The 26,841-nt window shown below is 68.5% G+C and carries 21 protein-coding genes; 15 read left to right on the top strand and 6 right to left on the bottom strand.

The genetic code is table 11. From position 1 onward, the window contains the following. Positions 1–11: 11 nt before the first annotated feature. Positions 12–902 (top strand): succinate--CoA ligase subunit alpha, encoded by an 891-nt coding sequence (gene sucD / locus AB0F51_RS26120; protein ID WP_360284213.1) that lies wholly within the window; start codon positions 12–14, stop codon positions 900–902. A 58-nt stretch (positions 903–960) separates the two neighbouring features. On the opposite strand, the gene AB0F51_RS26115 is transcribed toward sucD, so the two are convergent. Continuing rightward, positions 961–2,298 carry a hypothetical protein gene (locus AB0F51_RS26115; protein WP_360284212.1) on the bottom strand — a complete coding sequence of 446 codons (1,338 nt, stop codon included), beginning with the start codon at positions 2,296–2,298 and terminating at the stop codon, positions 961–963. A 179-nt stretch (positions 2,299–2,477) separates the two neighbouring features. On the opposite strand from AB0F51_RS26115, the gene AB0F51_RS26110 reads away from it, so the two are divergent. Genes AB0F51_RS26110 through purH form a run of 3 tightly spaced genes read left to right on the top strand, consistent with a single transcriptional unit; the run spans position 2,478 to position 5,936 of the window. Continuing rightward, complete coding sequence (locus tag AB0F51_RS26110; protein WP_360284211.1) at positions 2,478–3,737, top strand: DUF6350 family protein; 1,260 nt, start codon at positions 2,478–2,480, stop codon at positions 3,735–3,737. A 10-nt stretch (positions 3,738–3,747) separates the two neighbouring features. Beyond that, positions 3,748–4,380 (top strand): phosphoribosylglycinamide formyltransferase, encoded by a 633-nt coding sequence (gene purN, locus AB0F51_RS26105; RefSeq protein WP_360284210.1) that lies wholly within the window; start codon positions 3,748–3,750, stop codon positions 4,378–4,380. Next, entirely contained in the window at positions 4,377–5,936 is a 1,560-nt protein-coding gene (gene purH, locus AB0F51_RS26100; protein ID WP_360284209.1) for a bifunctional phosphoribosylaminoimidazolecarboxamide formyltransferase/IMP cyclohydrolase, read from the top strand. The genes purN and purH overlap by 4 nt, the downstream gene beginning before the upstream one ends. A gap of 55 nt (positions 5,937–5,991) precedes the next feature. On the opposite strand, the gene AB0F51_RS26095 is transcribed toward purH, so the two are convergent. Beyond that, on the bottom strand, positions 5,992–6,366 hold the full coding sequence (locus AB0F51_RS26095) for a peptidase inhibitor family I36 protein (RefSeq protein WP_360284208.1): 375 nt from the start codon (positions 6,364–6,366) through the stop codon (positions 5,992–5,994). A gap of 41 nt (positions 6,367–6,407) precedes the next feature. After that, entirely contained in the window at positions 6,408–7,301 is an 894-nt protein-coding gene (locus AB0F51_RS26090) for a hypothetical protein (RefSeq protein WP_360284207.1), read from the bottom strand. A gap of 160 nt (positions 7,302–7,461) precedes the next feature. On the opposite strand from AB0F51_RS26090, the gene AB0F51_RS26085 reads away from it, so the two are divergent. Both AB0F51_RS26085 and AB0F51_RS26080 read left to right on the top strand, forming a co-directional pair. Continuing rightward, positions 7,462–8,739 carry a glycoside hydrolase family 18 protein gene (locus AB0F51_RS26085; RefSeq protein WP_360284206.1) on the top strand — a complete coding sequence of 426 codons (1,278 nt, stop codon included), beginning with the start codon at positions 7,462–7,464 and terminating at the stop codon, positions 8,737–8,739. Beyond that, positions 8,740–9,381, top strand: a complete 642-nt coding sequence (locus tag AB0F51_RS26080) for a phosphotransferase (RefSeq protein ID WP_360284205.1) — start codon at positions 8,740–8,742, stop codon at positions 9,379–9,381. Between the two features lie 3 nt (positions 9,382–9,384). Here AB0F51_RS26080 and AB0F51_RS26075 read toward each other — a convergent pair whose 3' ends face one another. The 3 genes from AB0F51_RS26075 to AB0F51_RS26065 all read right to left on the bottom strand — a co-directional run bounded on the left by AB0F51_RS26075 (position 9,385) and on the right by AB0F51_RS26065 (position 13,270). Then, on the bottom strand, positions 9,385–10,371 hold the full coding sequence (locus tag AB0F51_RS26075; protein ID WP_360284204.1) for a pirin family protein: 987 nt from the start codon (positions 10,369–10,371) through the stop codon (positions 9,385–9,387). Positions 10,372–10,507: 136 nt separating this feature from the next. Then, the gene (locus tag AB0F51_RS26070) at positions 10,508–12,676 is read right to left on the bottom strand and encodes an MMPL family transporter (protein WP_360284203.1); all 2,169 of its coding nucleotides are present in this window, start codon (positions 12,674–12,676) and stop codon (positions 10,508–10,510) included. A 42-nt stretch (positions 12,677–12,718) separates the two neighbouring features. Further along, positions 12,719–13,270 carry a TetR family transcriptional regulator gene (locus AB0F51_RS26065; protein WP_360284202.1) on the bottom strand — a complete coding sequence of 184 codons (552 nt, stop codon included), beginning with the start codon at positions 13,268–13,270 and terminating at the stop codon, positions 12,719–12,721. A 101-nt stretch (positions 13,271–13,371) separates the two neighbouring features. Here AB0F51_RS26065 and AB0F51_RS26060 point away from each other — a divergent pair, with 101 nt between their 5' ends. The 9 genes from AB0F51_RS26060 to AB0F51_RS26020 all read left to right on the top strand — a co-directional run bounded on the left by AB0F51_RS26060 (position 13,372) and on the right by AB0F51_RS26020 (position 26,775). Further along, entirely contained in the window at positions 13,372–14,241 is an 870-nt protein-coding gene (locus AB0F51_RS26060) for a bifunctional methylenetetrahydrofolate dehydrogenase/methenyltetrahydrofolate cyclohydrolase (RefSeq protein WP_360284201.1), read from the top strand. Then, a complete protein-coding gene (locus AB0F51_RS26055; RefSeq protein ID WP_360284200.1) occupies positions 14,238–14,507 on the top strand; it encodes a DUF3017 domain-containing protein in 270 nt (89 codons plus the stop codon). The genes AB0F51_RS26060 and AB0F51_RS26055 overlap by 4 nt, the downstream gene beginning before the upstream one ends. A gap of 388 nt (positions 14,508–14,895) precedes the next feature. Continuing rightward, positions 14,896–16,389, top strand: a complete 1,494-nt coding sequence (locus AB0F51_RS26050) for an ABC transporter substrate-binding protein (protein WP_360284199.1) — start codon at positions 14,896–14,898, stop codon at positions 16,387–16,389. After that, positions 16,386–18,134: an ABC transporter permease subunit gene (locus AB0F51_RS26045; protein ID WP_360284198.1), complete on the top strand. Its 1,749-nt coding sequence runs from the start codon at positions 16,386–16,388 to the stop codon at positions 18,132–18,134. Before AB0F51_RS26050 ends, AB0F51_RS26045 begins: the two co-directional genes overlap by 4 nt. Beyond that, positions 18,131–18,619 (top strand): ATP-binding cassette domain-containing protein, encoded by a 489-nt coding sequence (locus AB0F51_RS26040; RefSeq protein WP_360284197.1) that lies wholly within the window; start codon positions 18,131–18,133, stop codon positions 18,617–18,619. The genes AB0F51_RS26045 and AB0F51_RS26040 overlap by 4 nt, the downstream gene beginning before the upstream one ends. Continuing rightward, positions 18,532–18,918 carry an ATP-binding cassette domain-containing protein gene (locus AB0F51_RS26035; protein ID WP_360284455.1) on the top strand — a complete coding sequence of 129 codons (387 nt, stop codon included), beginning with the start codon at positions 18,532–18,534 and terminating at the stop codon, positions 18,916–18,918. Before AB0F51_RS26040 ends, AB0F51_RS26035 begins: the two co-directional genes overlap by 88 nt. Next, positions 18,915–19,682, top strand: coding sequence for an ATP-binding cassette domain-containing protein (locus AB0F51_RS26030; RefSeq protein ID WP_360284196.1), 768 nt, complete (start codon positions 18,915–18,917; stop codon positions 19,680–19,682). The genes AB0F51_RS26035 and AB0F51_RS26030 overlap by 4 nt, the downstream gene beginning before the upstream one ends. 173 nt (positions 19,683–19,855) lie before the next feature. Beyond that, complete coding sequence (locus AB0F51_RS26025) at positions 19,856–23,203, top strand: S8 family serine peptidase (RefSeq protein ID WP_360284195.1); 3,348 nt, start codon at positions 19,856–19,858, stop codon at positions 23,201–23,203. Positions 23,204–23,478: 275 nt separating this feature from the next. Then, positions 23,479–26,775 carry a S8 family serine peptidase gene (locus AB0F51_RS26020; RefSeq protein WP_360284194.1) on the top strand — a complete coding sequence of 1,099 codons (3,297 nt, stop codon included), beginning with the start codon at positions 23,479–23,481 and terminating at the stop codon, positions 26,773–26,775. Positions 26,776–26,841 lie beyond the last annotated feature (66 nt).

Raw genomic sequence — 26,841 nt, 5'->3', positions numbered from 1 at the left:
GGATCGCTGAAATGTCTATCTTCCTGACCAAGGACAGCAAGGTCGTCGTCCAGGGCATGACCGGCTCGGAAGGCACCAAGCACACCACCCGGATGCTTGCCTCCGGCACCAACATCGTCGGCGGCGTGAACCCGCGCAAGGCCGGCCAGTCGGTCGACTTCGACGGTAAGGCCGTCGCGGTCTTCGGTACTGTCGCGGACGCGATCAAGGAGACCGGGGCCGACGTCTCGGTCATCTTCGTGCCGCCGAAGTTCACCAAGGACGCGGTGCTCGAGGCGATCGAGGCCGGCATGCCGCTGGTCGTGGTGATCACCGAGGGCGTGCCGGTGCACGACACCGCCGCGTTCTTCGCCGCCGCGCAGGCCTCCGGCACGACCCGGATCATCGGCCCGAACTGCCCGGGCATCATCACGCCGGGCGAGTCCAACGCCGGCATCATCCCGGCGAACATCGCCGGCGCCGGCCGGATCGGCCTGGTGTCGAAGTCGGGCACGCTGACCTACCAGATGATGTACGAGCTGAGCGACTTCGGCTTCTCCACCGCGATCGGCATCGGCGGCGACCCGATCGTGGGCACCACCCACATCGACGCGCTGCGGGCGTTCCAGGACGACCCGGACACCGACGCGATCGTGATGATCGGCGAGATCGGCGGCGACGCCGAGGAGCGGGCGGCGGCGTTCATCAAGGACAACGTCACCAAGCCGGTGGTCGGCTACGTGGCCGGCTTCACTGCGCCCGAGGGCAAGACGATGGGCCACGCCGGCGCCATCGTCTCCGGCTCGTCGGGCACCGCGGCCGCGAAGAAGGAGGCCCTCGAGGCCGTCGGCGTGAAGGTCGGCAAGACGCCGACCGAGACCGCCAACCTGATGCGCGAGATCATGCAGGGCCTGACCAAGTAGTCAGCAGCAGCACAAGAACGGCCCCCGGTGCTCCGGGGGCCGTTCTGCGTGGTCCTGGTTACTTGTAGGTGGCGGCGCGCTCGGCGGCGCGGATCAGTACTTCGTTGAAGGCCGCGTTGGAGATGTCGAGATCCTCCAGCACCGGGAAGAGCGCGTACACCGCGCGCGTGCCGTTCACCGCGACCCCGATCCGGTAGGTGAACTTGTTGTCCTTGCCGGTGTCGTACGACGCCTCCCAGCTCTCGCCGCGGATGCTGCCGTACTCCACCTCGCCGGTCTGCTTCACGGTCGCGTTGGAGATGGTCTTCTTGCAGCCGTCGACGTTCTTGCGCAGCTGGCTCACCCAGCTCGCGGCCGCCGCCGAGCTCGGGAACGCGGCCACCATCGTGTCCAGCCCGAACTCGGCCGGCACCGTCGCCTCCGGTACGACGTACGTCTGCGCCTTGTTCGAGGTGGACTTGGCCTTCTTGAGGTCGATCTTGCCCTCGCAGCCGGTGCCCTTCGGGGTAGTGCTCGAGGTGCTGACCCAGGGCTTGTTGATGGTCGGCAGGACCGGCAGGTCGATCGGTGCCATGAAACCGGCCGGCTCGGTGGTCGGCAGCAGGGCCGGCTTCATCGTCGGCGTCCCGGTCGTGCACTTCGCTTCGGCGCAGAGCCGCTTCAGTCCGGTGCCGGCCGTGGCGACCAGGGCGTCCGGTTTGGGCGCTGCCTTGCCGACCGTGTCGTGCTCCACCACCATCGTGGTCTGGCCGGCCGTACTCACGCTGATCGTGCGGTACTTGGTGGTCTTGGCACCCGGCTGGGCGAAGACGGCGACCACACCCTTGCTGCCGAGGCCCTCGGTCCGGTAGCTGGAGATCAGCCGGACCTGCGGGGTGTTGCACGTGCTGAGCCAGCCGGTGATCGTCGTGTACGCCTTGCCGGCGGCCGCCGCGTCGTTGGAGACCTCGACGTACTGGACCGCGGTGTCCTTGGTCGACGGGTTGCTGAAGGTGCGGATCCAGGTCCGCATTCCGGCCGGGTCGGCGAACCGTTGCGCCTGGCAGACGAAGGACCGGTCGGGGGCGTTGCTGCCGTCGTCGGTGCTCGCGACGGCCCAGGCTCCGGCCGCCGGGGCGAGCTGCTTGGCCGAAGTGCCGTCGAGCAGCACCTTGGCGTCGCTCAGCAGACCCGAGTCGCTGCCGCTGAGCCGGTCGTCCGGGCTGCCGGACTTGGCGTCGCTGGGGGAGTCGTCGCCGCCGAACGCGTTCAGGGCCACGACGCCGCCGCCACCGACGAGCAGCAGGACGGCGGCTCCCGCGCCGATCAACTGGTTCCGCCGGCGTACTTGCTGACGGCGAGCCTCCCGGGCGGCGGCGCGGCCGCCGGCTCGTGAGGCGCGGTGGGAACCGGTCACTAGTTCTTGACCTCCAGACTGATTCCACCCGACGGTACCTGGTGGCCCGTCACCTACCGCACCGAGCACCTGCTCGCGACTGCAGGGAGTTGACCAACACCCCCAAGCAGGGCCGAAGTCTTCCATATCCGGCGTGTCACAACGAGCAGTCCCCCGGCAGCGAGTGACGATGGACGGAGATGACCGACATGCTGAGCCGTCCGGGCGCCCGTGACGGCGGATCTCACCAGGCGCCCGGGCCCGCCCAGCCCGACGCCATCGCACCGACCAAGCCAGTGATCGTCTCGGCGGTGATAGGAGCAGGTGCCTGTCTGCTGACCGGACTACTGGCCTGTGCTGCCGTCGCAGTGGTCGGCTGGCTGGCCGCATCCTTCGGTGGCGCGTCCGGTGCGGTCCGTGCCGGTGCCTCTGTGTGGCTGGTCGCTCACAAGGCCAGTGCCACCGTCTCTGACGCCAAGGTCTCCATCGCACCGCTCGGGCTGACCCTGTTCCTCGCCTGGTGCCTGTATCGCGGTGGCCGGTTCACTGCTCGCGTGAGTGGGGCAGACACGACCAAAGACCTCGCTACGGCCTCCGGAGTACTAGCCGTCGCCTACGGTCTCGGTGCGCTGGTCATCGCGCTCCTGACCTCTGACGGCGCCGTGAAGGTCTCCCCGGCGGCAGCGTTCTTCGGAGCGGCCACACTCGCGATCATCGCGGGCACTGCCGGAGTACTGGTCGAGTCCGGAGCTGCTGAGGACATTGCCGACGCGACTCCACAGGGCCTGCGAGACGTGATCCCTGCCGCTGCGGCCGCAGTACTCGCGATATTCGCTGTCGCGAGCCTCCTGTACGCCGTACTGCTGGCAGTCCACTTCTCCCGCGTCACCTCGATGCTGGAGCTGCTGGACGCCGGCGTGGTCGGCTCGGTGGTGCTATTCGCGATCTGTCTGATGCTGCTACCCAACATGATCCTGTACACGGTGGCGTTCATCGCCGGCCCAGGTTTCCAGCTGGGAGTCGGTACGACGATCGCCCCGACCGGGGTGGATGTCGGCAACCTGCCTGCACTGCCGCTGCTGGCCGCAGTACCGGCTGATGGCGCCACACCGACGTACCTGCTGGTGCTGACGGCTCTGGTGCCGCTGGGAGCTGGGGTACTGGCCGGCTTCGTGGTTGCCCGGCGTGGGCTCGCTGCGGAGGACTCCGATGCGCTCGGTTGGGATGCCTTCGCTCTCCGTGGCGGTATCGCGGCCCTGTTGGCTGGGACGGTCCTGATGGTGCTGATGGTGCTCTCGGGTGGCGCTGCTGGGCCGGGCCGGATGGCTGCGGTCGGCGTACCGGGTGCTGTGCCTGCGGCCGGCGTGCTCCTTGCCGCGATGGCGATCGGCGCCTCGATCACCGCGGCCGTCATCGCCGCACGGCGACCGGCTGAGAGCGGGACCGACCCCGAGCGATAGGGTTTGCCGCGTGACAGACCCGGTTGCGCCCACGCCCGAGCCCGCGCGCCTCGTCGTGCTCATCTCGGGTTCCGGCTCGAACCTGCAGGCCCTGCTCGACGCGTGCGCCGATCCGGCGTACGGCGCCCAGGTGGTGGCCGTCGGCGCTGACCGCGAAGGCATCGCCGGGCTGGACCGGGCCGTGGCGGCCGGAGTACCGACCTTCGTGCACAAGGTCAAGGACTATCCCGAGCGGGCCGACTGGGATCGCGCGCTGACCGCGTCCGTCGCGCAGTACCGGCCCGATCTGGTCATCTCGGCCGGATTCCTCAAGCTGGTCGGTGACGACTTCCTGGCCAGCTTCGGGGATCGCTACATCAACACCCACAACGCGCTGCTGCCAGCGTTCCCCGGCATCCACGGACCGCGTGACGCGCTCGAGTACGGCGTCAAGGTGGCCGGCGCAACCCTGTTCTTCGTCGACGGCGGGGTGGACACCGGGCCGATCATCGCCCAGGTCGTCGTACCGGTCGAGGACGACGACACCGAAGACACCCTGACGGAGCGGATCAAGGAGGTCGAGCGCCGCCAGCTGGTGGAGTGGGTCGGCCGGCTGGTCCGCGACGGCTGGACCATCACCGGACGAAAGGTCACCACGAAGTGAGCACCGACCGCAGGCCGATCCGCCGGGCGCTGATCAGCGTCTACGACAAGACCGGTCTGGAGGAGCTCGCCAAGGCGCTGTCCGAGGCCGGCGTCCAGATCGTGTCCACTGGTTCGACCGCGGGCCGAATCGCTGCCGCGGGCGTGCCGGTGACCAAGGTCGAGGAGCTGACCGGGTTCCCCGAGTGCCTCGACGGGCGGGTCAAGACGCTGCACCCGAAGGTGCACGCCGGGCTGCTCGCCGACGTCCGCAAGCCCGACCACGTCGAGCAGCTCGCCGAGATGCGGGTGGAGCCGTTCGACCTGCTGGTCAGCAACCTGTACCCGTTCAGCGAGACCGTCGCGTCCGGTGCGTCCGTCGACGAGTGTGTCGAGCAGATCGACATCGGTGGACCGTCGATGGTCCGCGGCGCGGCCAAGAACCACGCGAACGTTGCCGTCGTGACCTCTCCTGACCAGTACGCCGATGTCTACGCCGTGCTGGACGAGGGCGGTTTCTCACTGGAGCAGCGGCAGAAGCTCGCGGCAGCGGCCTTCGTGCACACCGCGGAGTACGACGTGGCCGTTGCGTCCTGGATGGGCAACGTGCTCACCGACAGCAGCGAGGGCACGGGCTTCCCGGCCTGGGTTGGTGCCGGCTGGGAGAAGAAGGCCGTACTGCGGTACGGCGAGAACCCGCATCAGCCGGCTGCGCTCTACAGCAACGGCCGCTCGGGATTGGCTTCTGCCGAGCAGTTGCACGGCAAGGAGATGTCGTACAACAACTACGTCGACGCGGACGCGGCCCGGCGTACGGCGTACGACTTCAGTGAGCCCGCGGTCGCGATCATCAAGCACGCGAACCCGTGTGGCATCGCGGTCGGCAAGGACATCGCGGAGGCGCACCGGCGAGCGCACGAGTGCGACCCGGTCTCGGCGTACGGCGGCGTGATCGCCACCAACCGGCCGGTCACGGTCGAGCTGGCCAAGCAGGTCGCGGAGATCTTCACCGAGGTGCTGGTCGCACCGGCGTACGAGGACGGCGCGGTCGAGATCCTGCAGGCCAAGAAGAACATCCGCGTGCTGGTCTGCCCGCCGGGTGAGGACGGCCCGCCGGTCGAGATCCGTGCGGTCAGCGGCGGTCTGTTGATGCAGCAGCGCGACGTGTTCCAGGCCGAAGGCGACGACCCGTCGAAGTGGACCCTCGCCGCGGGCGAAGCCGCCTCCGACGAGGTGCTGGCCGACCTCGCGTTCGCCTGGAAGGCGTGCCGCGCGGTCAAGTCCAACGCGATCCTGCTCGCCGCGGACGGCGCCTCGGTCGGCGTCGGCATGGGCCAGGTCAACCGCGTCGACTCCTGCCGCCTGGCAGTCTCCCGCGCGGGTGACCGGGCGGCCGGTTCAGTAGCCGCCTCCGACGCCTTCTTCCCCTTCCCGGACGGCCTCGAGGTCCTCCTCGAAGCCGGTGTCAAGGCGGTAGTCCAGCCCGGCGGCTCCATCCGCGACGACCTGGCCATCGAAGCCGCCACCAAGGCCGGCGTCACCATGTACTTCACCGGCACCCGCCACTTCTTCCACTAGTACTACGACAGCCCCCTGCCTCCGGTTTCGGAAGGCAGGGGGCTGTTGCGTTGGTTCAGCAGCCGGAGCGCCACTTGTGGGAGTCGTAGTCGTTGTCCGACATGTCCCAGTCGCGCCAGTCGCCCTGCGGCAGGCAGAACGCCATCGTCCGGTAGTTCACGTCGAAGTAGAGCACCACGTCGTCATAGGTGCCGGGGTGTCCGTTGTTGTAGATGGTCTCGGCGTCGTCGTGCATACCGTCGTCGCCCCACCAGCTGTCGTCGCCCTCCCACTTGGCCATCCGGCCCTCGGCGTTGTCGTCGGACCAGGCGCAGAAGAAGCCCCGGGGGCAGGCGCCGATGTCGGGGTCCGCGGTGGTCGCGGCGTTGGCGGACACGGTGGTGGTACTGCCGGCCAGGAAAACGATGGCCAGGAACGCGCTGACTCTCATGGCGGTTGATCGCAAGGCGGTCTTCTCTTTCGTCGTAGTGGTCACGAATGCCCCAGGACGGATTTGGCCTGGGGCAGTGCGGCCCGTTCCAGTCGCTCCAGCTGCTGGAACTCCCGCCGGTTCTCGGCGGTGGTCTTGGTGAGGTGTTCCGCGTGCAGGTCGCGGACGGTGGCGGCCAGCGAGGTGCTGGTCGCGCAGCCGGCCTCGGTCACCGCGCCGGCGATCTCCGCTGCCCGGATCGCCTGGCGTGACTGGCCTTTGCTGCGCTGCTTCACGACCTCCATCAGCCGGCCCGGGGTCTCCGCGGCATAGCCGCGGCCGCGCACGCAGGTGGCCCACTCGGCCATGGCGGCGACGTACCGCGGGTCGTGCTGAACCTTCGAGTAGACGATGTAGACCAGCCCGTCGGAGGTCCGGCGAGCGCGGAACCACAACGGCAGGTCGCCGTACAGGGCGCGGCGCGCGGTGGCCAGGCAGCCCTTGTCGCTGGTGGAGATCCGGCTGCCGTCGCCGAGCTCGAAGGAGATCTGCTTGCCGTCACCGATCAGCGTGCGTTCCCAGCGCCGGGCCTCAGCGGCGGAGAGGCTCTGGGCGTAGGCGCTGTTGGGATTCGTACTGCGGGGCGCGGGGTTGGGGTCGTCGTAGCCGTGCACCTTGGCCCAGGCGACGTCGTCGATGATGTAGGCGAACCGCCGCTCGGTGCGGGGCGGCGGGACCGGGCGTTCGGCGTACCGGAAGCCAGCCGCTGTCATGCACTGCTTGATCAGCCGCTGCTCGGCCTGGTGAAGCAGTGCTTGGTCGGCAGTGCTGATCGGCGCCGCGGCGGCGCTGGCGTCGGTCGAGCCGCCTGACCTGGTCAGTGCGACGGTGCCGAGGGCAGCGGCGGCGATGAGGACAACAGCGGCGGCCGTCCGGACGAGGCGCGTGGTCGACATGGGCTGGACTTTAAGCACGCGTGGTTACGCAGGGCGTTCACTTAGATACAGATAGAAGTGATGCTTCTCATGTCTTATTCGTTAGGAAGGTTGCTTATTTAACTGCTAGCGACCTATCGTGAGCGACATCTGTCCCTCAAACCGCCCGTTGGGGAGAAGCATGTCGGTGAAACGTCGGAGTTTTGCGTTGCTGGTGGCAGCCGCGGTGGTGGTCCCGGTCGGACTGACCGCGGTACCGGCCGAGGCGCACAGTCAGAAGCGTGTTGTCGGTTACTACACCCAGTGGAGCGGCTACGACCGCAACTTCCTGGTGAGTGACCTGGTCAAGAACGGAACGGCCGCCAAGCTCACCCACCTGAACTACGCGTTCGGCTTCCTGGACGAGCAGGGCAAGTGCGTCAGCAGCGACCCGTGGGCCGACTACCAGCGGCCGTTCACCGCCGAGCAGAGCGTCAGCGGCAAGGCCGACGAGGCCGGGCAGCCGCTCTCCGGCAATCTCAACCAACTCAAGCAGCTGAAGCAGAAGTTCCCGAAGCTGCGGATCAGCATCTCGCTCGGCGGCTGGACCGGTTCGAAGGACTTCTCCGATGCCGCCCTCCCGGCCAACCGGGCCGCGCACGTGAAGTCGTGCCTGGACATGTGGATCAAGGGCAACCTTCCGGGCGCACCGGCCGGAGCCGCGAAGGGTGTCTTCGACGGCATCGACCTCGACTGGGAATGGCCGGCCAGCGAGGGCAACCCTGGCAACGTGATCCGGCCGGAGGATCGGGAGAACTTCACCGGGCTCGTGCGTGAGTACCGCAAGCAGCTCGACCAGGCCTCCTGGCCGTTCCGCGGCCGCTACAACCTGACCGCGTTCCTGCCCGCCGACCCGGTCCAGATCGACCGCGGTTTCCAGGTCAAGCAGCTCTTCCGTGACCTGACCTTCGCCACTACGCAGGGGTACGACTATCACGGCGCGTGGGACCCGGTGACGAACCAGCAGTCCGCGATCGACGGACCGGCGGGTGACCCGTCGACGGCGGAGTTCAGCTCCCAGGTGACGATCGACGCCTACCTCCAGCGAGGCGCGCCGCGGCACAAGCTCGTGATGGGCGTGCCGTTCTACAGCCGCGGCTGGACCGGCGTGACCAACCAGAACAACGGCCTCTTCCAGCCCGCGACCGGCCCCGCACCAGCGACGTACGAGGAAGGCTACGAGGACTACCGCATCCTGAAAACGAAGGCGAACACCTTCACCGTCCACCGCGACGAGAAGGCCGGCTTCGCCTGGCTGTTCGACGGTACGACGTTCTGGACCTGGGACGACCCCACCGAGATGAAGCGCAAGGCCCGCTACATCTCCGACCGCAACCTAGGCGGCGCCATGATCTGGTCCCTGGACGGCGACACCGCAAACGGCGAGCTGATCTCAGCGCTGCACCGTAATCTGCGGTAGGTGAGCAACGATTTCCTGCTGGCCCGGTTCGGCGCGAACACCGCCGAACCGGTCCATGTCGGCCACTCCGACGCGACGGTGACCCGCCTGCGTCGTGGCCGCGAAACCCTTTTCCACAAGGCCGGACGCGGTGTGGACGAGGAAGCCGCGCGCCTTGCCTGGCTCAACTCCACGGGGTTTCCGTGTCCGCGCGTTCTCGACCGTGGTGACGACTGGATGCTCACGTCAGGACTTCCTGGACGTGACGCGTCCCAGGCCTGGCCGGCTGGCGACAGGGATGCGGTACTGCGGGCTGTTGCTGAGGGGCTTCGGGAGCTTCATGGGCTGACGGACTGCCCTTTTGTGTCGCCGTTTCCTGGCGAGCGCGCAGTCGTCACCCATGGCGATTATGCGGCGCCGAATGTCTTCATCGATCCGGAAACCCTGCGATTCAACGGGATTCTCGATCTCAGTCGGCTTGGTCTCGGGGATCCGTACGTCGATGTCGCGTTGATGGTGAAGAGTCTCTCGGGCGGTCTCAATCCGCAGTACGGCGGGTCGCCGGCGGCTCGGCGGTTTGCTGAGTACTACGGAGCCGATGCCGACGACCCGCGGATCGAGCTCTACATCGACCTCGACAACAGCGGCGACTATTTGCCGTGAGGGTCAGTTGGACTCGTGCAGGTTGGTGCCGAGGCCGTGGACGGCGGGGATCGAACCGAGCTTGCCGGCCTGGAAGTCCTCGAAAGCCTGGATGACCTCTTCGCGGGTGTTCATCACGAACGGGCCGGCCATCGCGATCGGTTCGCGGATCGGGCGGCCGCCGAGGACGAGGACCTCGAGGTTGGGTTCGGCGGAGGGCTGGGAGAGGGCTGCCGCCGTACGGATTGTGTCGCCGGGGCCGAAGAGGGCGAGCTGGCCCTTGCGGATCGGCCGGTGCTCGGCGCCGACCGTGCCCTGGCCGGCGAGCACGTAGACGAGCGCGTTGTAGTCCGGCTGCCACGGCAGCACCATCTCGGCGCCGGGGCTGACGGTCGCGTGCACCAGCGTGATCGGGGTGTTCGTCGAGCCGGGACCCTGGTGGCCGTCGACCGAGCCGGCGATCACGCGGATCAAGGCGCCGCCGTCCGGCGTGGACAGCAGAGCCGAGTCACCACCGCGGATGTCCTGGTACTTCGGTGTTGCCCACTTCTGCGCTCGCGGCAGGTTCACCCAGAGCTGGATGCCGTGGAAGAGTCCGCCGCTGAGGACGAGGTGCTCCGGTGGAGTCTCGATGTGCAGCAGGCCGCTACCGGCGGTCATCCATTGGGTGTCGCCGTTCGAGATGACGCCGCCGCCACCCTGGGAGTCCTGGTGCTCCATGATCCCGTCGAGCATGTAGGTGACGGTCTCGAAGCCGCGATGCGGGTGCCACGGGGTGCCCTTCGGCTCGCCCGGTGCGTACTCGACCTCACCCATCTGGTCCATGTGGATGAACGGGTCGAGGTCCCGCATGTCGACGCCCGCGAAGGCGCGGCGTACCGGGAATCCCTCGCCCTCGTAGCCGCTCGGCGCCGACGTCACCGACCGGACGGCCCGCTCGCTGGCGACGGCCGGGTCGGGCTGGTGGACGCGCGGCAAAACGGTGATGTCGCTGACGGTGACGGCAGGCATGTCAGACTCCTCGCTGATCGATAGTTCAAGAATAAACTATCCCGCATAACTCCAGCAAGACCTGCCGCATTCCGGAGGCAAACCACGTCGAGTCCCGCACCCTGGCGGGCGCGGGACTCGACGGAAGAGAAAGCGGTCAGTCGACGGGGACGAGTTCTTTCTCCGTGGGTTTCTGGGTGCGGAGGGAGTCGCCTTCGATGTCTACCTTCGGGGTGATTCGGTCGAGCCAGTTCGGGAAGGACCAGGCTCGGTCGCCCAGGAGGGAGAGGACTGCTGGTACTACGGCCATCCGGACCACGAAGGCGTCGATCAGGACGCCGATGGTGAGGCCGAAGCCGATCGTCTTGATGATCGGGTCCTCGACCAGGATGAAGCCGGCGAAGACCGCGGCCATGATCAGTGCGGCCGCCGTCACCACCCGGGCGCCGTGGCCGACGCCTTGGATGGTCGCCTCGGTGGCGTGCTTGCCGTGCACGAACTCCTCCCGCACCCGGGACACGATGAACACCTCGTAGTCCATCGCCAGCCCGAACAGGATGCCCATCATGATGATCGGCAGGAAGCTGACCAGCGGCCCGGGGGAGTCGACGCCGAGCAGCGATGCGCCCCAGCCCTTCTGGAAGACGCCGACGGTGATGCCGAAGGTCGCGCCGATCGTCAGCAGGAAGCCGAGCGTCGCCTTCAGCGGCACCAGGATCGACCGGAACGCCAGCAGCAACAGCAGGAACGACAGCCCGATCACGACAAGCAAGTAGATCGGCAGTGCGGCCGTCAGCTTGTTCGACACATCCACGCCCACCGCCGTGTTACCAGTGATCGAGATCGACGCGTCACCCGACGCCAGTGGCTTCACCGCATTCCGCAGATCCTTCACCAGGTCAGCGGTCTCCTCCGAAGCCGGCCCACTCTTCGGGATCACACTGACCAGCCGGGTCGACCCGTCAGCACTAGCCGGCCCAGGCTGTACTGCGACCACATCCTGCAGCCCCTTAGCCTTCCCCATAACCTGCTCGACCAGTACGCCGGAAGCCGCCGCGCTGCCGGTCTTCACCACGACGACCAGCGGCCCGTTCGAGCCGGGGCCGAAGGCGGCCGCCGCCAAGTCGTAAGCAACCCGCTGATTGGTACCAGCCGCAGCCGAAGCCCCATCCGGCAGCGCCAGCCGCATGTCCTGCGTCGGCAGCGCCAGTACGCCGAGCCCAATGATGCCTACGGCAACAACCGGGACGCGGAACCGCGTCATCAACCGCGCCCACCGGAAGCCGAACCCCTCAACGGCCGGAGTCACAGCAGTCTTGCGGATCTTCCGCGGCAGCACCTTCCGGCCGATGAACCCGAGCAACGCCGGCAGCAGAGTCAACGCAACCAGTACTGCGGTCAGTACCGTCGCCGCCGCGGCAAGCCCCATCGCCGTCAGGAACGGCACCCCGACCACACTCAACCCGGCCAGCGCGATCACCACGGTCGCGCCCGCGAACGTCACGGCCGAGCCGGCCGTCGCGGTCGCGCGGGCGATCGACTCCTCGATGTCCATCCCCGCCGCGAGCTGCGTGCGATGCCGCGAGCTGATGAACAACGAGTAGTCGATCCCGACCGCGAGGCCGAGCATCAGCGCCAGGATCGGAGCACTGGACGAGACGTCGACGAACGAGGTGACGATGAACAACCCGGCCATCCCGGCCAGTACGCCGAGCAGCGCGGTCAGCAACGTCATGCCGGCCGCGACCAGCGACCCGAAGGTGACGACCAGGACCAGGGCCGCGATCGCGACGCCGATCGCCTCGGTGGACCCGATCTCCGGCGGTCCGCCGACGATCTGACCACCCGGCACCACCTGCAGATCGCCGGTGCTCAACGCGGACAGGTGGTCGTACGCCTCGGTGCTGTCCTTCGACAGCTCATCGGCCGGCTTGTCGAACTGGACGCTGATCAGTCCGGTCCGTCCGTCCGGGCTGATCGCCTTGCTGGTGAAGGGATCGATCGCGGCGACCACCTCGGGCACGGCCGCGACCTTGGCCACGGTCGCGCCGACGGCGGCCTTCACGGCCGGATCCATCAGCGTCTTGCCCTCAGGTGCCTTCACGACCACCGACGACGAGGCGCCGCTCGCGGCCGGCAGGTCCTTCTGCAGTGCGTCGAGCGCCCGCTGCGACTCGGTCCCGGGGATCGAGAACGTGTTCGAGGTCTGGCCGCCGAGCGTCAGCGCGCCGATCCCGAGCAGGACCAGGACGAACGTCCAGATCGCCGCGACGAGCTTGCGCCGCTGGTAGGAGAACCGGCCGAGCCGGTAGAGGAGGTTGGCCATCAGGAAGCGTCCGTTCGGTCAGTGCGGGCGGGCAGGAGAGAGTCAGGCAGGTGGCTGGAGCAGCCGGCGCAGCGCGGTGTCGCAGAGGGTGCGGAGTTCGTCGTCGGTCTGCTCGCCCGGACGCCGGCACTCGTTGAGCAGCCCGCCGATGGCGAAGTTGGCGATGGCGTTCTCGAGCGGGTCCGGACTGCCGGCCAGGTACGCCGTCAGGCGCATACCGGCCGCGATCAGGTCGGTGAACTCGGGCATCTCCTCGATCGACTGCAGGACGTCCTGCAGCACGTTGATGATGCCGCGCTTCTCGACTGCGAGCTCGACGAAACGGCTGATGGCCAGCTCCTGAGCAGCGGCCGGGGAGAGTACTTCGAGCTCGGCCAGTACGCCGTCCAGCGCGGCGGCGGAGGGCTCGAGGACCGCGGCCAGGACGGCGGCCTTGCCGTTGAAGTGGTAGAGCACGGTCGCCTTCGAGCAGCCGGCCGCGGTGGCGATGTCCTGCAGCGAGGTGGCGTTGTACCCGTTCGTCTGGAACAACTCCATCGCGCGCTGGACGATCTCGCGCCGGGTCCGTTCGCGGACCGGAGTACTGGATGCCATGGTGCCGACCATAACTGACCGATCGGTCAGTTACCAACCGATCGGTCAGGATTGTGTGCCAGTTCACGCTCCCGTGGGCGGCCCTGGCAGACTCCGGTGTTGTGACAGCGGAGATTCTGGACGGAAAAGCGACCGCGGCGGCGATCAAGAGTGAGCTCGCGGTCCGGGTGGCGAAACTGGCCGAGCAGGGCATCGTGCCCGGCCTCGGCACGATCCTGGTCGGCGACGACCCGGGCAGTCATGCCTACGTGGCCGGCAAGCACCGGGACTGCGCGGCGGTCGGGATCGCGTCGATCCAGGTCGAGCTGCCGGCGACCGCGACCCAGGACGAGATCGCGGCCAAGGTGATCGAGCTGAACGAGAACCCGGACTGCACCGGTTTCATCGTCCAGCTCCCGCTGCCCAAGCACGTCGACACCAACACGATCCTCGGCCTGATCGACCCGGACAAGGACGCCGACGGGCTGCACCCGATGAGCCTCGGCAAGCTCGTCCTCGGCCAGGACGGCCCGCTGCCGTGCACCCCGAAGGGCTGCGTCGAGATCCTCCGCCGGTACGACGTACCGATCGCCGGCGCGCATGTGGTTGTCGTCGGCCGTGGTGTCACCGCGGGCCGGCCGATGGGTCTGCTGTTCACTCGTCGCTCGGAGAACGCGACCGTCACCCAGTGCCACACCGGCACCAAGGACCTGGCCGCTGTCGTCAAGACGGGTGACATCGTGATCGCCGCCGCCGGCTCGGCCGGGCTGATCACCGCCGACATGGTCAAGCCGGGCGCGGTCCTGCTCGACGTCGGCACCAGCCGCAACGCCGAAGGCAAGATCGTCGGCGACATCGACCCGGCGGCCCGCGAGGTGGCGAGCTGGATCGCGCCGATGCCCGGCGGGATCGGTCCGATGACGCGCGCGATGCTGCTCACCAACGTCGTCGAGGCGGCCGAAGCGGCCCAGTCGGTCGCGGCGGGCTTATGACAGGCAAGGCCGAGCGGCGCAGCGAGTGGCCGCTGGTGCTGTCCGGGCTGGTGGCGTTGACCGGCCTGGTCACGCTCACCTTCTACGACTGGCGCAACGGCGTCCTGATCTTCGCCGGCGGCGTCCTGCTCGCCGCCCTCCTAAGACTCAGCCTCAGCGACGCGGCCGCCGGCCTACTGCGCGTCCGCGGCCGAATGTTCGACATCGCCCTCCTAGCCGGCGTCGGCGCCGCAATAGGCCTACTCGGCCTGATCGTCCCCAACTGACTGCGGTTGTTCTCCCCACGCAGCCTCCGCCCCTCGCTCCTACGTCGCTCACTGCGTCGACCGCTCCCACCCACCCCGCCCGCGGGCTCCTCCGTCGCCCGCTCAGTTGAAGACCTGACGCCCAGCCCAGCCCGACCGCAATGAACCGCCGCTTGCGGCCCGCGGATGGCGGTTCTCCCCGATGGGTCGCGGCCTGCGCGTCAGGTGGTCACTCGAGCGGGCGACGGAGGAGCCCGCGTACCCGGGTGGGTGGGAGCGGTCGACGCGGTGAGCGACGTAGGAGCGAACGGCGGAGGCTGCGTGGGCTACAGCTGGCTGGGCTTAAAGAAAATGATTGTCATGTGCTAGCTTACGGCTCGACCCGTCCGTCACCTCTGGAAGAGCCCCTGTGCGCGTTTCTGTTGTCCCCGTTGCTGTTTTGCTGTCCTCGTCTTTGTTGCTGACTGGCTGTTTCGCCGGGGCTGGCGCGGAGACCACCACGACGGCGGAGGGGAGTGGCCGGATCAAGGTGGCGATGATGTTGCCGCCGCGGTCGGCGTTGTCGCCGTTCAGTGACGACGCGTTCAAGCTGTCCCGCTGGAGTACGGCCGAGACGCTGATCAAGCTGGACGAGCTCGGCGACGCCCAGCCAGCGCTCGCCACGTCCTGGAAGCGCAGCTCGCCGCTGACCTGGGAGTTCACCATCCGCTCCGGCGTCACGTTCCACGACGGCACGGTCCTGACCGCGCAGGACGCCGCGTTCGCGCTGACGCGGGCCACCACCGCGTCGCCGAAGCCGCGCATCCTGGACGGCGTGAAGCTCACAGCGGTTGCCAAGGGCAACACTGTGCTGGTCAGCACTGCCGACCCCGATCCGCTTGTACCGCAACGCCTTTCCTCGCCGCAGCTGTCGATCCTCGCCAAGGCGGCGTACTTCGGGAAGCGGGTCAGCCCCATCGGCACGGGCAGCGGCCCGTTCAAGCTCGTCGAGGTTCGCGGTACCAGCGGCGCCCGGCTCGACCGGTACGACGGGTACTGGGGTGAGAAGGCCCACGCAGCAGGGATCGACGTTTCGTTCGTGCCGGACGGTGCGGCCCGGGCCGCCGCGATCCGGAGCGGCTCGGCCCACCTGGTCGAAGGGATCCCGGTCTCCCAGGCGGCTCTGCTCGAGCCCAAGACCATTACCGAAGTCCCGATGCCCCGGACCAACACCCTCTACCTCAACACCAAGACAGGTCCGTTGAAGGACCCCGCGCTGCGGGCCGCAATCCGCGCCGCCGTCGACCGCGAAGCCCTGGTGAAGGGCGTCTACGAAGGCCGGGCAGACCTGGCCGCCGGCCTGCTCGGCCCGGCCCTACCCTGGGCCGCCAAGGGCCGAACCGCACTGACCGACCGGATCGCTCCCAAGTCTCCGGCCGGTACGACGATCACGCTGGCGACCTTCACCGATCGAGCCGAACTCCCCGAGGTGGCCTCGGTCCTGCAGCAGCAACTGCAAAGGGCCGGCTTCGTCGTCAAGCAGGTCGTCCGCGAGTACGCCCACATCGAAGAGGACGCGCTGGCCGGCGAGTTCGACGCGTTCATCCTGTCCCGGGCCACCGTGCTCGACTCGGGTGACCCGGTGGCCTACATGTACAGTGATTTCGCCTGCGCCGGATCGTTCAACATCGCCCAGTTGTGCAACCCCGCGGTCGACGCGGCCCTGACCAAGGCGGCGGGGATCCCGGCCGGCGATGAGCGGCGGGCCGCGATCCTGCAGGCCGAGGCCGCGATTCTGCGGACCGACGCGGCCGTTCCGTTGCTGCACGAGCGGGTCATCCAAGGTGACGCGCCCGAGCTGCTGAACTCCGCCAAGGACTCGCGGGAGCGGATGCTCGTCACGGCGGAGACCCAGCTGCGGTGAGGAACGCCGCCACGGCCCTGACCACGCGCGTCGTCGCGACCGCCCTCGTCGTCATCGTCATCGGTCTGCTGCCCTGGCTGTCCGGCCGCGATCCCGCCCTGTCGGTACTGCGCGCGAGGTCGGCCGAGCAGGAGCCGACGCCGGAGGCGATCGGTGCGATCCGGTCCGAACTCGGGCTCGACCAAAGCCCGCTGCAGCTCTTCGGACGCTGGTTCGGCGGAGTACTACGGGGCGACTTCGGCCAGTCCTGGACCAGTGGCGACGAGGTCCTGCCGTCGATCCTGTCCGCAGCCGGTGTCTCCCTGACTCTGATGCTGGCCGCCCTGCTGATCGCCGTCGTCCTCGCGGTCGCCCTTTGCCTGCCCACGCTGATCCGCGGCGCTCGCGGCACGCTCCGGACCGGGCCGACCGGAGTCACCGCGAGCACTTTGGCCGCAGTACCGGAGTTTCTCCTGGCCACGCTGCTGATGCTGGGCTTCGCGGTCTGGCTGCGGTGGCTCCCGCCGTACGGGTGGGAAGGAGGACAGCACCTGATCCTTCCGGCACTGGCGTTGGGCCTGCCGGCCGGTGGGTTTCTCGGGCGGCTGGTCGACGACACGTTGCCGGCGGTGTTCGCGGAGCGTTGGGTGGGCCTCTGGCGTTCCGCTGGTTGCACGCCAGCTCGGATCGCAGCAGCCGCAGTACGCCGGGCCGTGCCGGCTGTCGTACCCCTGTTCGGGCTAGTGGCGGTCGGCCTCACTGGAGGCGCAGTCGCGGTGGAGGCCGTGTTCGCAGTACCAGGAATCGGCCGTACTGCGCTGGATGCGGCCGAGTCGCAGGACCTGCCCTTGTTGCAAGGTTCCGTGTTGATCCTGGTGCTGCTCGGAGTGGTGGCGGGACTGCTGGCCCAAGTCGCGAGGCGTCGCCTGCTGGGACCGGGCTTGCGGGACGAGGCACTCACCTTGACGATGCCGGTGACAACAGTTGGGCCCCTGCAGCGCGTGGTGCCTGTCGTCTGCACAGTCCTGCTGGCTGTGGTGATCGGCTGGGGGCTGTTCCTCGAGCCACTGGAACTCGACACGACTGCTCGTCTAGCCGCGCCGACCTGGGCGCATCCGCTCGGGACGGACTCCCTCGGTCGTGACGTTCTCGCCCGGGTCGGGCACGGCGCTGCGGCGACGGCCGGCGTGGCCGTTCTTGTTTGCCTTGCGTCGTACGTCGTGGCGATGGTCGCGGGGTTCCTGCCCAGCGTGACGACCGGCGCTGCCGAGACGGCGAACGCCGTACCGCCGGTGATCGCAGGCATCGTGGTCGCGGCCGTGCTCGGCCCGGGCACTATCGGTGCGTCGATCGCCGTCGCGCTCGTCTCCTGGCCCTCGCTCGCCGCGCATGCTGCCGCCCTGGTGCAGGAGACTCGTGCCGCCGGCTATCTGACCGCGCAGCGGGCGATCGGGTCGAGCCCGAGCTGGATCCTCACCCGGCACGTCCTTCCGGCGGTGGCCGGTCCGGTGGCGCGCCACGCTGTGATCCGGTTGCCCGCGATCGCGTTGGCCCTTGCTTCGTTGGGATTCCTCGGTCTCGGCTCACAACCGCCGGCTCCCGAATGGGGAGCGAGCCTGGCCGAGTCGTTGCCCTACGTGGAGCGCGCTCCGTGGGCGGCACTCGCACCGGTGGCCATGCTCCTGCTCCTTGCAGCGCTGGCCGTTTCGCTGTCCACACTGCCGGCTCCGCGCAGAACCCCTGTTGTAGAAGCGATTCGGGGATGACAGCGCTGCTCGCAGTACGGGATCTCGAGGTGACCGTGCGCGGCCGGGGTGGTCCCGTGACCGCAGTACGAGGGGTGTCGTTCGACGTTGCGCCCAAGGAGATCCTGGCCATCGTCGGTGAGTCAGGTGCCGGCAAGTCGCTGACTGTCCAGGCTGTACTGGGTTTGCTCGGGCCTAGCGCCGAGGTGCGGGGCAGCGTTCGATTTGCTGGCCGAGAGCTGGCCGGTGCTGCTCAGAGCTCGTACCGCGATCTTCGGGGGCGACGACTGGGTTTCGTTCCGCAGGATGCGTTGTCGGTGCTCAGTCCGGTGCATCCGGTCGGAGAGCAGTTGGCGATCGCGATTCGCTCGGTCCAGGGTGGTGGGCGGAAGGCGGCTCTGGAGGGCGCGATCCGGCCCTGGAGCGCGTTGGCATTCCGGAGGCGGGCCGGCGAGCGCAGGCGTATCCGCACGAGTTCTCGGGCGGGATGCGGCAGCGGGCCGTGATCGCGATGGCGATGGTCAACGACCCCGACCTGATCTTCGCCGACGAGCCGACCACGGCACTCGATCCGCGGATCCAGGCGCAGATCCTCGAGCTGCTCAACCGCGTTCGCGACGAGTCCGGCGCGGCGGTGGTGCTGGTGACCCACGACCTGGCCGCCGTTGCCGGGTTCGCTGATCGCGTGCTGATCATGGCGGACGGCCGCGAAGCCGAGTCCGGGCCGGTCGATCAGGTGCTGACCGCTCCGCGCTCGCCGTACACCGCCGACCTGATCGCCTCGCTCGAGGAGCTCTACCGATGACGCCGCTACTCGAAGTACGCGACCTCACGGTCCGGTACGCCGGAAGGCGGCCGACGGTCGCCGTCGACCGGGTTTCGTTCGAAGTCCAGGCGGGCGAAACCCTCGCTCTGGTAGGCGAATCGGGCTGCGGAAAGTCCAGTACTGCGGCCGCCGTCCTGCGATTGCGCCGTCCCGACGGTGGCCAGGTCCGGTTCGAGGGAGTCGATCTGGCGACTCTCGACAAGGCGGCGCTGCGTGGTTTGCGGCCGGCCCTGCAGCCTGTCTTCCAAGACCCCTATGGCTCGCTCAGCCCGCGGTTGCGGGTCCGCGACGCCATCGCCGAGCCACTCCGCGTCCAGGGTCGCTGGGACCCGGTTGCCGGGCCGGCCAGAGTCGACGAACTGCTGGAGCTGGTCAAACTCGACCGGTCCCTGGCAGGGCGACTGCCTCGCGAGCTGTCCGGCGGCCAGTGCCAGCGGGTCGGCATCGCCCGGGCGCTGGCCAGCAACCCGAGGCTCCTCGTCCTCGACGAACCGGTCTCCGCGCTCGATCCGTCGATCCGGGCCGGCGTGATCAAGCTGCTCATCGAACTGCAGAAAGAGCTCGGCCTCGGCTACCTGTTCATCTGCCACGACCTGCGGCTGGTCCGGCACGTCGCGGACCGGATCGCCGTGATGCAGCAAGGCCGGATCGTCGAGTCCGGCCCCAGCGCCGAGCTCTACGCCAACCCGTCGTCGGACTACACCCGCACCCTGCTGGCCGCCGTACCGTCGTTTCCGGCCTGAGGATCCGGCTGCTGTCAAGGGGGCCGGCGTCATTTGCCGGAACCTGCAAATGACGCCGGCCGAGCAACGGTCTGGACCAGTCCCGCGTCTCACTGTGTGTGCCGCCCCGGATCCGCACTGTGAGGGCCTCGGGTCGGTGCCTGATGAGGACAACCGACTGGGAGGGACTCACCGTGAAATCCAGAACCAGAGCGAGACGACTCGGACTGACCGCTGTCGCCTCACTGGCCGTGCTGAGCCTGGGGTTCAGCGCCGCCGGGCAAGCACAGGCAGGTCCACCGGCGCCGGACGGCAAGCGGAACGCCAAGGCAGGCAAGGCCGTTGCCGCGCAGGACAAGACCGTCACACTGGTGACGGGCGACCAGGTCACCTTGCGGGGTGGTGATCCAGCGAAGGCCTCGGTCCGGCCGGCGCCGGGCCGCGAGGGCGTGAAGTTCCGGACGCACCGGCAGAAGGACCGGATGCTGGTGATCCCGTCCGATGTGAGCGCAGCCGTGACGGCCGGCCGGCTCGACAGCCGGTTGTTCGACGTCGCCGGGCTGATCAAGGCCGGGTACGACGACGGCGCGACCAAGGTGATCCCCGTCCTAGTCACCTACCAGGGCAAGGCGAAACGGTCGGCCCTGGCCGGCGCCACCGTCAGCCGGAATCTGCCGGTGATCAACGGGGCAGCACTCAAGGTGGACAAGAAGAAGGCAGCGGCCTTCCTCAACGGGGTAAGTCCTGCCGCCCGGTCGGCCAACGGGATCGACAAGATCTGGCTGGACGGCAAGCGGCACATCTCGCTCGATCAGTCCGTCCCGCAGATCGGTGCGCCGGCGGCCTGGCAGGCGGGCTTCACGGGCAAGGGCATCCCGGTCGCCGTACTCGACACCGGGATCGACGCCACCCATCCGGACCTGGCCACCCAGGTCGCCGGCGCGAAGAACTTCACCGAGGAGGCGGCCGGCGACAAGACCGGGCACGGTACCCACGTCGCCTCGACGATCGCCGGTACGGCGGCGGCGTCGGGCGGCAGGTACAAGGGTGTGGCACCGGCCGCGAAACTCTACGACGGCAAGGTCTGCTCGGCCGACGGCTGCCCCGACTCGGCGATCCTGGCCGGGATGGAGTGGGCCGCCACCGAGGTGAAGGCGAGGGTCGTCAACATCAGCCTCGGCGGTCAGGACACTCCTGAGCTCGACCCGATCGAGGAAGCGGTGAACCGGCTGACCGCCCAGACCGGCACGCTGTTCGTGGTCGCGGCCGGCAACAGCGGCCCGGGCGAGGGATCGGTCGAGTCGCCGGGCAGCGCGGACGCGGCGCTGACCGTCGGCGCGGTCGACAAGCAGGACCAGCTGGCGTACTTCTCCAGCCGCGGCCCGCGGACCGGTGACGGCGCGCTCAAGCCCGACGTGACCGCACCCGGCGTCGACATCGTCGCCGCCCGGTCCAAGGACGGGGTGATCGGCGAGCCGGTCAGCGACAAGTACGTGATGATGTCCGGTACGTCGATGGCGACACCGCACACGGTCGGCGCGGCCGCGATCCTGGCTCAGCAGCACCCGGGCTGGAAGGCGGCCGAGCTCAAGGGCGCGCTGATGGCGTCGGCCAAGGTCGCCGCCGGTCAGACCACGTTCGACCAGGGCGCGGGCCGGATCGACGTCGCGAAGGCGATCGGGCAGTCCGTCATCGCCGAGCCGGGTGGGGTCTCCTTCGGGACCGCCCAGTGGCCGCACGCCGACGACACCCCGGTGACCAAGACGATCACCTATCGCAACCTCGGCGACAAAGCAGTCACGCTCGCTCTGACCGGTTCGCTCGTGGACTCGACCGGAGCACCGGCGCCGGCCGGCTCGCTCGCCCTGAGCGCGGCGTCAGTGACTGTGCCGGCGGGTGGGACCGCAACGGTCCAGGCCACCTCGAACACCAAGCACAGCGGTCCGGACGGCCTGTACTCCGGGCGGATCACCGCCACCGCGGCCGGCGTCGCGTTGACCACTCCGGCCGGGGTGGTCAAGGAGGTCGAGAGCTACACGCTGACGATCGACCAGATCGGCCCTGACGGCAAGCCGGCCGTTGAGGGCAGCAGCCTCGTGTTCGGCCTCACCCAGCGGTGGTTCAACTTCTACAGCCACCCGAGCGGCACGGTGAAGGTCCGGCTGCCCAAGGGTGACTACGTGCTGGACGGCCTCCAGCACGTGCAGCGGCCCGGCACGGAAACCTGGGACAGCTACATGATCGTCCAGCCGCTGGTGCGGCTGACCAGCGACCAGAAGGTCGTGGTCGATGCCCGAACCGCGAAGCCGGTGACCACCACCGTCCCGAACCAGAGCGCGACAGCAATCCTCGCCGACGTCGGGTACGACCGGTCCAGCCCGGACCCGGACATCGGCGGTCTCAGCTCGAGCTTGCTGAGTTTCGACTTCCAGGGGATACACGCCGGCAAGCTGGGCGGGCCGGCACCGGACGGTCAGATGTTCTCCCACGTGAGCTCGTTCTGGGGCCGGCCGAACGCCGAGGGCCGGTTCACGAACACCCCGTTCCTGTACGGGTTGCTGAACATGCAGCCGAGGACCTTCTTCGACGGCTTCGCACGCACCGTGCGGGCCAAGGACCTGGCCACCGTGACCCAGACAATCAACGCGACCGCTGATCGCCAGGCCGAGCGCGTCGTCTTCCCGGCCGCACCCGGCCTGGGTGGGGTCTGGGTCCCGGTGGTCAACTTCGACCTGCCGGCCAAGTCCACCCTGCTGGTCGATTCGGCGCCGGTCAGCTGGGAGACCTCGGTCCGCGAGGTGATCCCGAGTCCCGATCCGGAGGACCCGTTCCCGATCGCCGTGACCGAGCTCAGCTCGCCGGCGACGAAGTACCGGGCCGGTCAGTCGTATCGGGAGCGCTACAACGCGGCGACGTTCGCGCCGACGCCGTTCTTCCTGCAGCGCCTGGGCAACACGCTGGAGCTGGGAGTCTTCTCGACCACGGATGCGGACGGGCACACCGGCGCGACGGTCGCGGACAGCCAGAGCAGCAAGCTCTACCGCGACGGGAAGCTGATCGGCCAGTCCGAATGGTTCGGTGACCTGGTGGCCGAAGACCTGCCGGCGGCGAAGGCGAAGTACACGTTCGTCAGCTCGCTGGATCGGTCGTCGCTGACGAAGCTGTCGCGCAAGATCGACCTGGCCTTCACGTTCAGCTCCGCCAAGGCCGCTTCCGAACAGATCATCCCGGTGCGGACGGTCGGCTACCGACCGGCCGTGGACAGCCGCAACACGGCGAAACGGCTGCCGGTGACCGTGTTGCCGATCACCCTGACGGCCCAGCCGGGCGCGGTGGTGCCGGCCGTGAAGAAGCTGGAGCTGAAGGTCTCCGGTGACGACGGCAAGACCTGGAAGCCGGCGTCCGTCGTACGGGTCGGTGCCGGTTACAAAGCGATCTTCGCTACGCCGAAGGGTGGGGCGATCTCGCTGAAGGCGCACCTGGTCGACGCGGCCGGCAACACGACCGACCAGACCGTCATCGGGGCCTACCTGCTCCGCTGATCGACTGGACACCGCAACAGGTTCCGGGTTTCCCGGAACCTGTTGTGCGTTCCGGACACCAACCGCGTGCAACCCCGGAGTGCCCTTCATCCGTCTTCAGGGCTGCGAAGTGAGGACAGGGGTCTCACCGAAGGCGACGGTCGTCGATGGGGTCGGCTGACACCTTCATGCAACCTCTGCCGCGTGGGCGGACACCAGAGGTAACGCCTGAATCGAATGAGCGAGAGGGAGTCATCGTGGTGTTCAGACCAAGCTCGAGAGCGAGGCGGATCGGCGTGGCAGTCACCGCCTCGCTCGCGGTTGCGACAACCGGTATCACCGGAGCGTCCCAAGGAGCAGTAGCCGCCCAGTCGGCTCCGACCAGTCCAGCGGCGAAGCCCGCGGCCCAAGCACTGGACAAGCACGTCACTCTGCTCACCGGTGACCGGGTCACCCTGGTGGGCGGCGATCCGGCGAAGGCCTCGGTCCAGCCGGCGCCCGGCCGCAAGCACATGACGTTCCGCACGCAGCAGGTGAAGGATCAGCTGTTCGTGATTCCTTCCGACCTGAGTGGGGCGGTGGCGTCCGGCCGGCTGGACCGCCGGCTGTTCGACGTCCAGGGTCTGATCAAGGCCGGGTACGACGACCGGGCCAGCAAGGTGATCCCGCTTGTTGTCACGTACCAGGCCAGGGCGAAACGCAGTACGTTGCCAGGGGCAACTATCAGCCGGGCGCTGCCGGCGGTCAACGGATCCGCGGTCAAGGTCCAGAAGAAAGATACGGCCGCATTCCTCGGCGGTCTGGGGTTCGGCTCGCCGGCGGCGCTGGCGTCCAACGGGATCGCCAAGGTCTGGCTGGACGGCAAGCGGAAGATCTCGCTCGACCAGTCCGTTCCGCAGATCGGCGGTCCCGCGGCCTGGCAGGCCGGCTACACCGGCAAGGGCGTCACCGTCGCGGTCCTGGACACCGGTATCGATTCCACCCACCCCGACCTGGCGCCGCAACTGGCGGGCGCCGCGAACTTCACCGAGGAAGCGCCGGGCGACCTGGTCGGCCACGGAACCCACGTCGCGTCGACCATCGCCGGTACCGCCGCCGCGTCGGCCGGCAAGTACAGGGGCGTCGCGCCGGACGCGAAGCTCTACGACGGCAAGGTCTGCGAGGAGTTCGGTTGCGCGGAGTCCGCGATCCTGGCTGGGATGGAGTGGGCGGCGACCGAGGTGAAGGCGAACATCGTGAACCTCAGCCTCGGTGGCTCCGACAGCCCGGAGATCGATCCGCTCGAGGAGGCCGTCAACCGGCTGACCGAACAGACCGGCACGCTGTTCGTGATCGCCGCCGGAAACAGCGGACCCCGTGAGTCATCGGTGGAGTCGCCAGGGAGCGCGGAAGCGGCGCTGACCGTGGGCGCCGTCGACAAGCAGGACCAGCTGGCCGAGTTCTCCAGCCGGGGTCCGCGAGTCGGCGACGGTGGAGTGAAACCGGATGTCACGGCGCCTGGCGTGGACATCGTGGCGGCCAAGTCGAAGGACTCCACGATCGGCACGCCGGTCGGCGACCAGTACCTGAACCTCTCTGGTACGTCGATGGCCACGCCGCACACCGCCGGCGCCGCGGCGCTGTTGCTCCAGCAACACCCGTCCTGGAAGGCTGGTGAGCTCAAAGGCGCCTTGATGGCGTCGGCGAAGAGCGCGCCGGACCAGGGCATCTTCGAGCAGGGTGCGGGCCGGATCGACCTGACCAAGGCGATCAAGCAGACCCTGATCAGCGAACCGGCCGGCCTTGGCTTCGGTACGGCGCTGTGGCCGCACACCGACGACGCTCCGGTGACCAAGGAGGTCACCTATCGCAACCTCGGCGACCAGCCGGTGACGCTGAACCTCTCGGCAGAGCTGGCCGGGCCCGACGGTGCCCCGGCGCCGGCCGGTGCGCTCAAGCTCAGTGCTGACACGGTGACCGTCCCGGCGGGCGGGACGGCAATGGTCACGGCGACCTCGAACACCAACCACAGTGGAGCGGACGGCAACTACCTCGGCCGGATCACCGCGAAGTCAGCTGACACCACGGTGGTGACGCCGGTAGTGCTGACGAAGGAGGTCGAGAGCCACACCCTGACACTCACCATGATCGGCCCCGACGGTCAGCCCGCACAGGACGGCCACTTCACGATCTTCGGGCTGGGCGACTTCCTGTTCGAGTACCCCGAGGCACCGAATGGCACGGCGCGGATGCGGCTGCCGAAGGCGGAGTACAACGTGGAGGGCGGGCTGTGGGCGCAGCGACCTGGGAGAGAGGACTACAACAACTTCCATCTGGTCCAACCGATCGTCCAGCTCGACGCCGACACGACGATCGTGATGGATGTCCGCACCACCAAGCCGGTGAACACCACGGTGCCGCGAGCGGACGCGAAAGTCATGCGCACCAGCGTCGGCTACACCCGCTGGAACCACGCCCGCACCAGCAGCCTGAACTCGTCCCTCGTCTCCGACTACATGGGTCAGGCGTACACCGCCCAACTGGGCCCAGCGGCACCCGCCGAGCAGCTCATCGGGTACGTCTCGTCGTTCTGGGGGCTGCCCGGGCCGAACGAGGACTTCAGGAACACGCCCTTCCAGTACGGCTTGCTGACCCCGATGCCGGGCCGGTTCCCCACCGGGTTCGAGCGGACGGTGAAGGCGGCCGACCTGGCCGTGGTGGACCAGACCGTCAACGCGACCGGTGACCGGTCGGGTCAGCGGCTGCTCAGCGGGAGGGCAGGCTGGGTCGGCGGGTCCTCGCTGAACACCGTCCATGACCTGCCCGCCACCATCCGGCTGTATCTCGACGCGGCCCCGGTCGAGTGGAGCACCCGCGTCGCCGAGCTGGCACCAGGGCCGCGACCTAGCGAGGTGACCGAGGTCATTTCCAATGGGCAGCAGTACCAGGCAGGACGGACGTACCGGCAGCGGCTCAACGCGGCCGTCTTCGGACCCACGCCAGACCGTGTCAGTAGGCAGGGGAACTACTTGCTCGTCCTCCTTTTCGCTACCACGGATGCGGCCGGCGGCAGTGGTCGCACCCGGGCGGACACGGAGGTCAGCAAGCTCTACCGCAACGGCCGGCAGATCGCGGAGTTCCCGTACTTCGGTGCGGCCGAGGCCTTCGACGTCCCGGCGGAGAGGGCGCAGTACAAGCTGGTCACGACGCTGACGCGGCCGTCGTACTCGAGCTTCTCGACCCGGATCGACCTCACCTCGACCTTCAGCTCGGCCGGCACGGCGAACGAGACCTCGTTGCCGCTGCGGACGGTCCGGTACCAGCCGGCCGTCGACCAGCGGAACACCGTACTGCGAACGGCGGTGACCGAACTGCCGGTCGTGCTGGACGGGATGCCTGGTGCGGTGCTGCCCGCGGTGTCGAAGCTCCAGGTCCAGGTCTCGGGTGACGAGGGCAAGACCTGGAAGGCCGCGGCCGTCGTCCGGTCCGGGGACGGTTACAAGGCGATCTTCGGGACGCCGAAGGGCGGATCGGTCTCGCTCAAGGCGTACGTCGCCGATACCGCCGGCAACACGACCGAGCAGACCGTCATCGGTGCCTACCTGCTCCGCTGATCACTACGCACGGTCTTGCAACCCCGACGGCGCGTCATCGCGTCAAGGGCTATCAGTGAGGACAAT

It is taken from the genome of Kribbella sp. NPDC023855, assembly GCF_040639475.1.
Lineage (GTDB): Bacteria > Actinomycetota > Actinomycetes > Propionibacteriales > Kribbellaceae > Kribbella.
The sequence above is the reverse complement of the archived record's forward strand: the minus strand, read 5'-3'. Positions and strand labels throughout refer to the sequence as shown.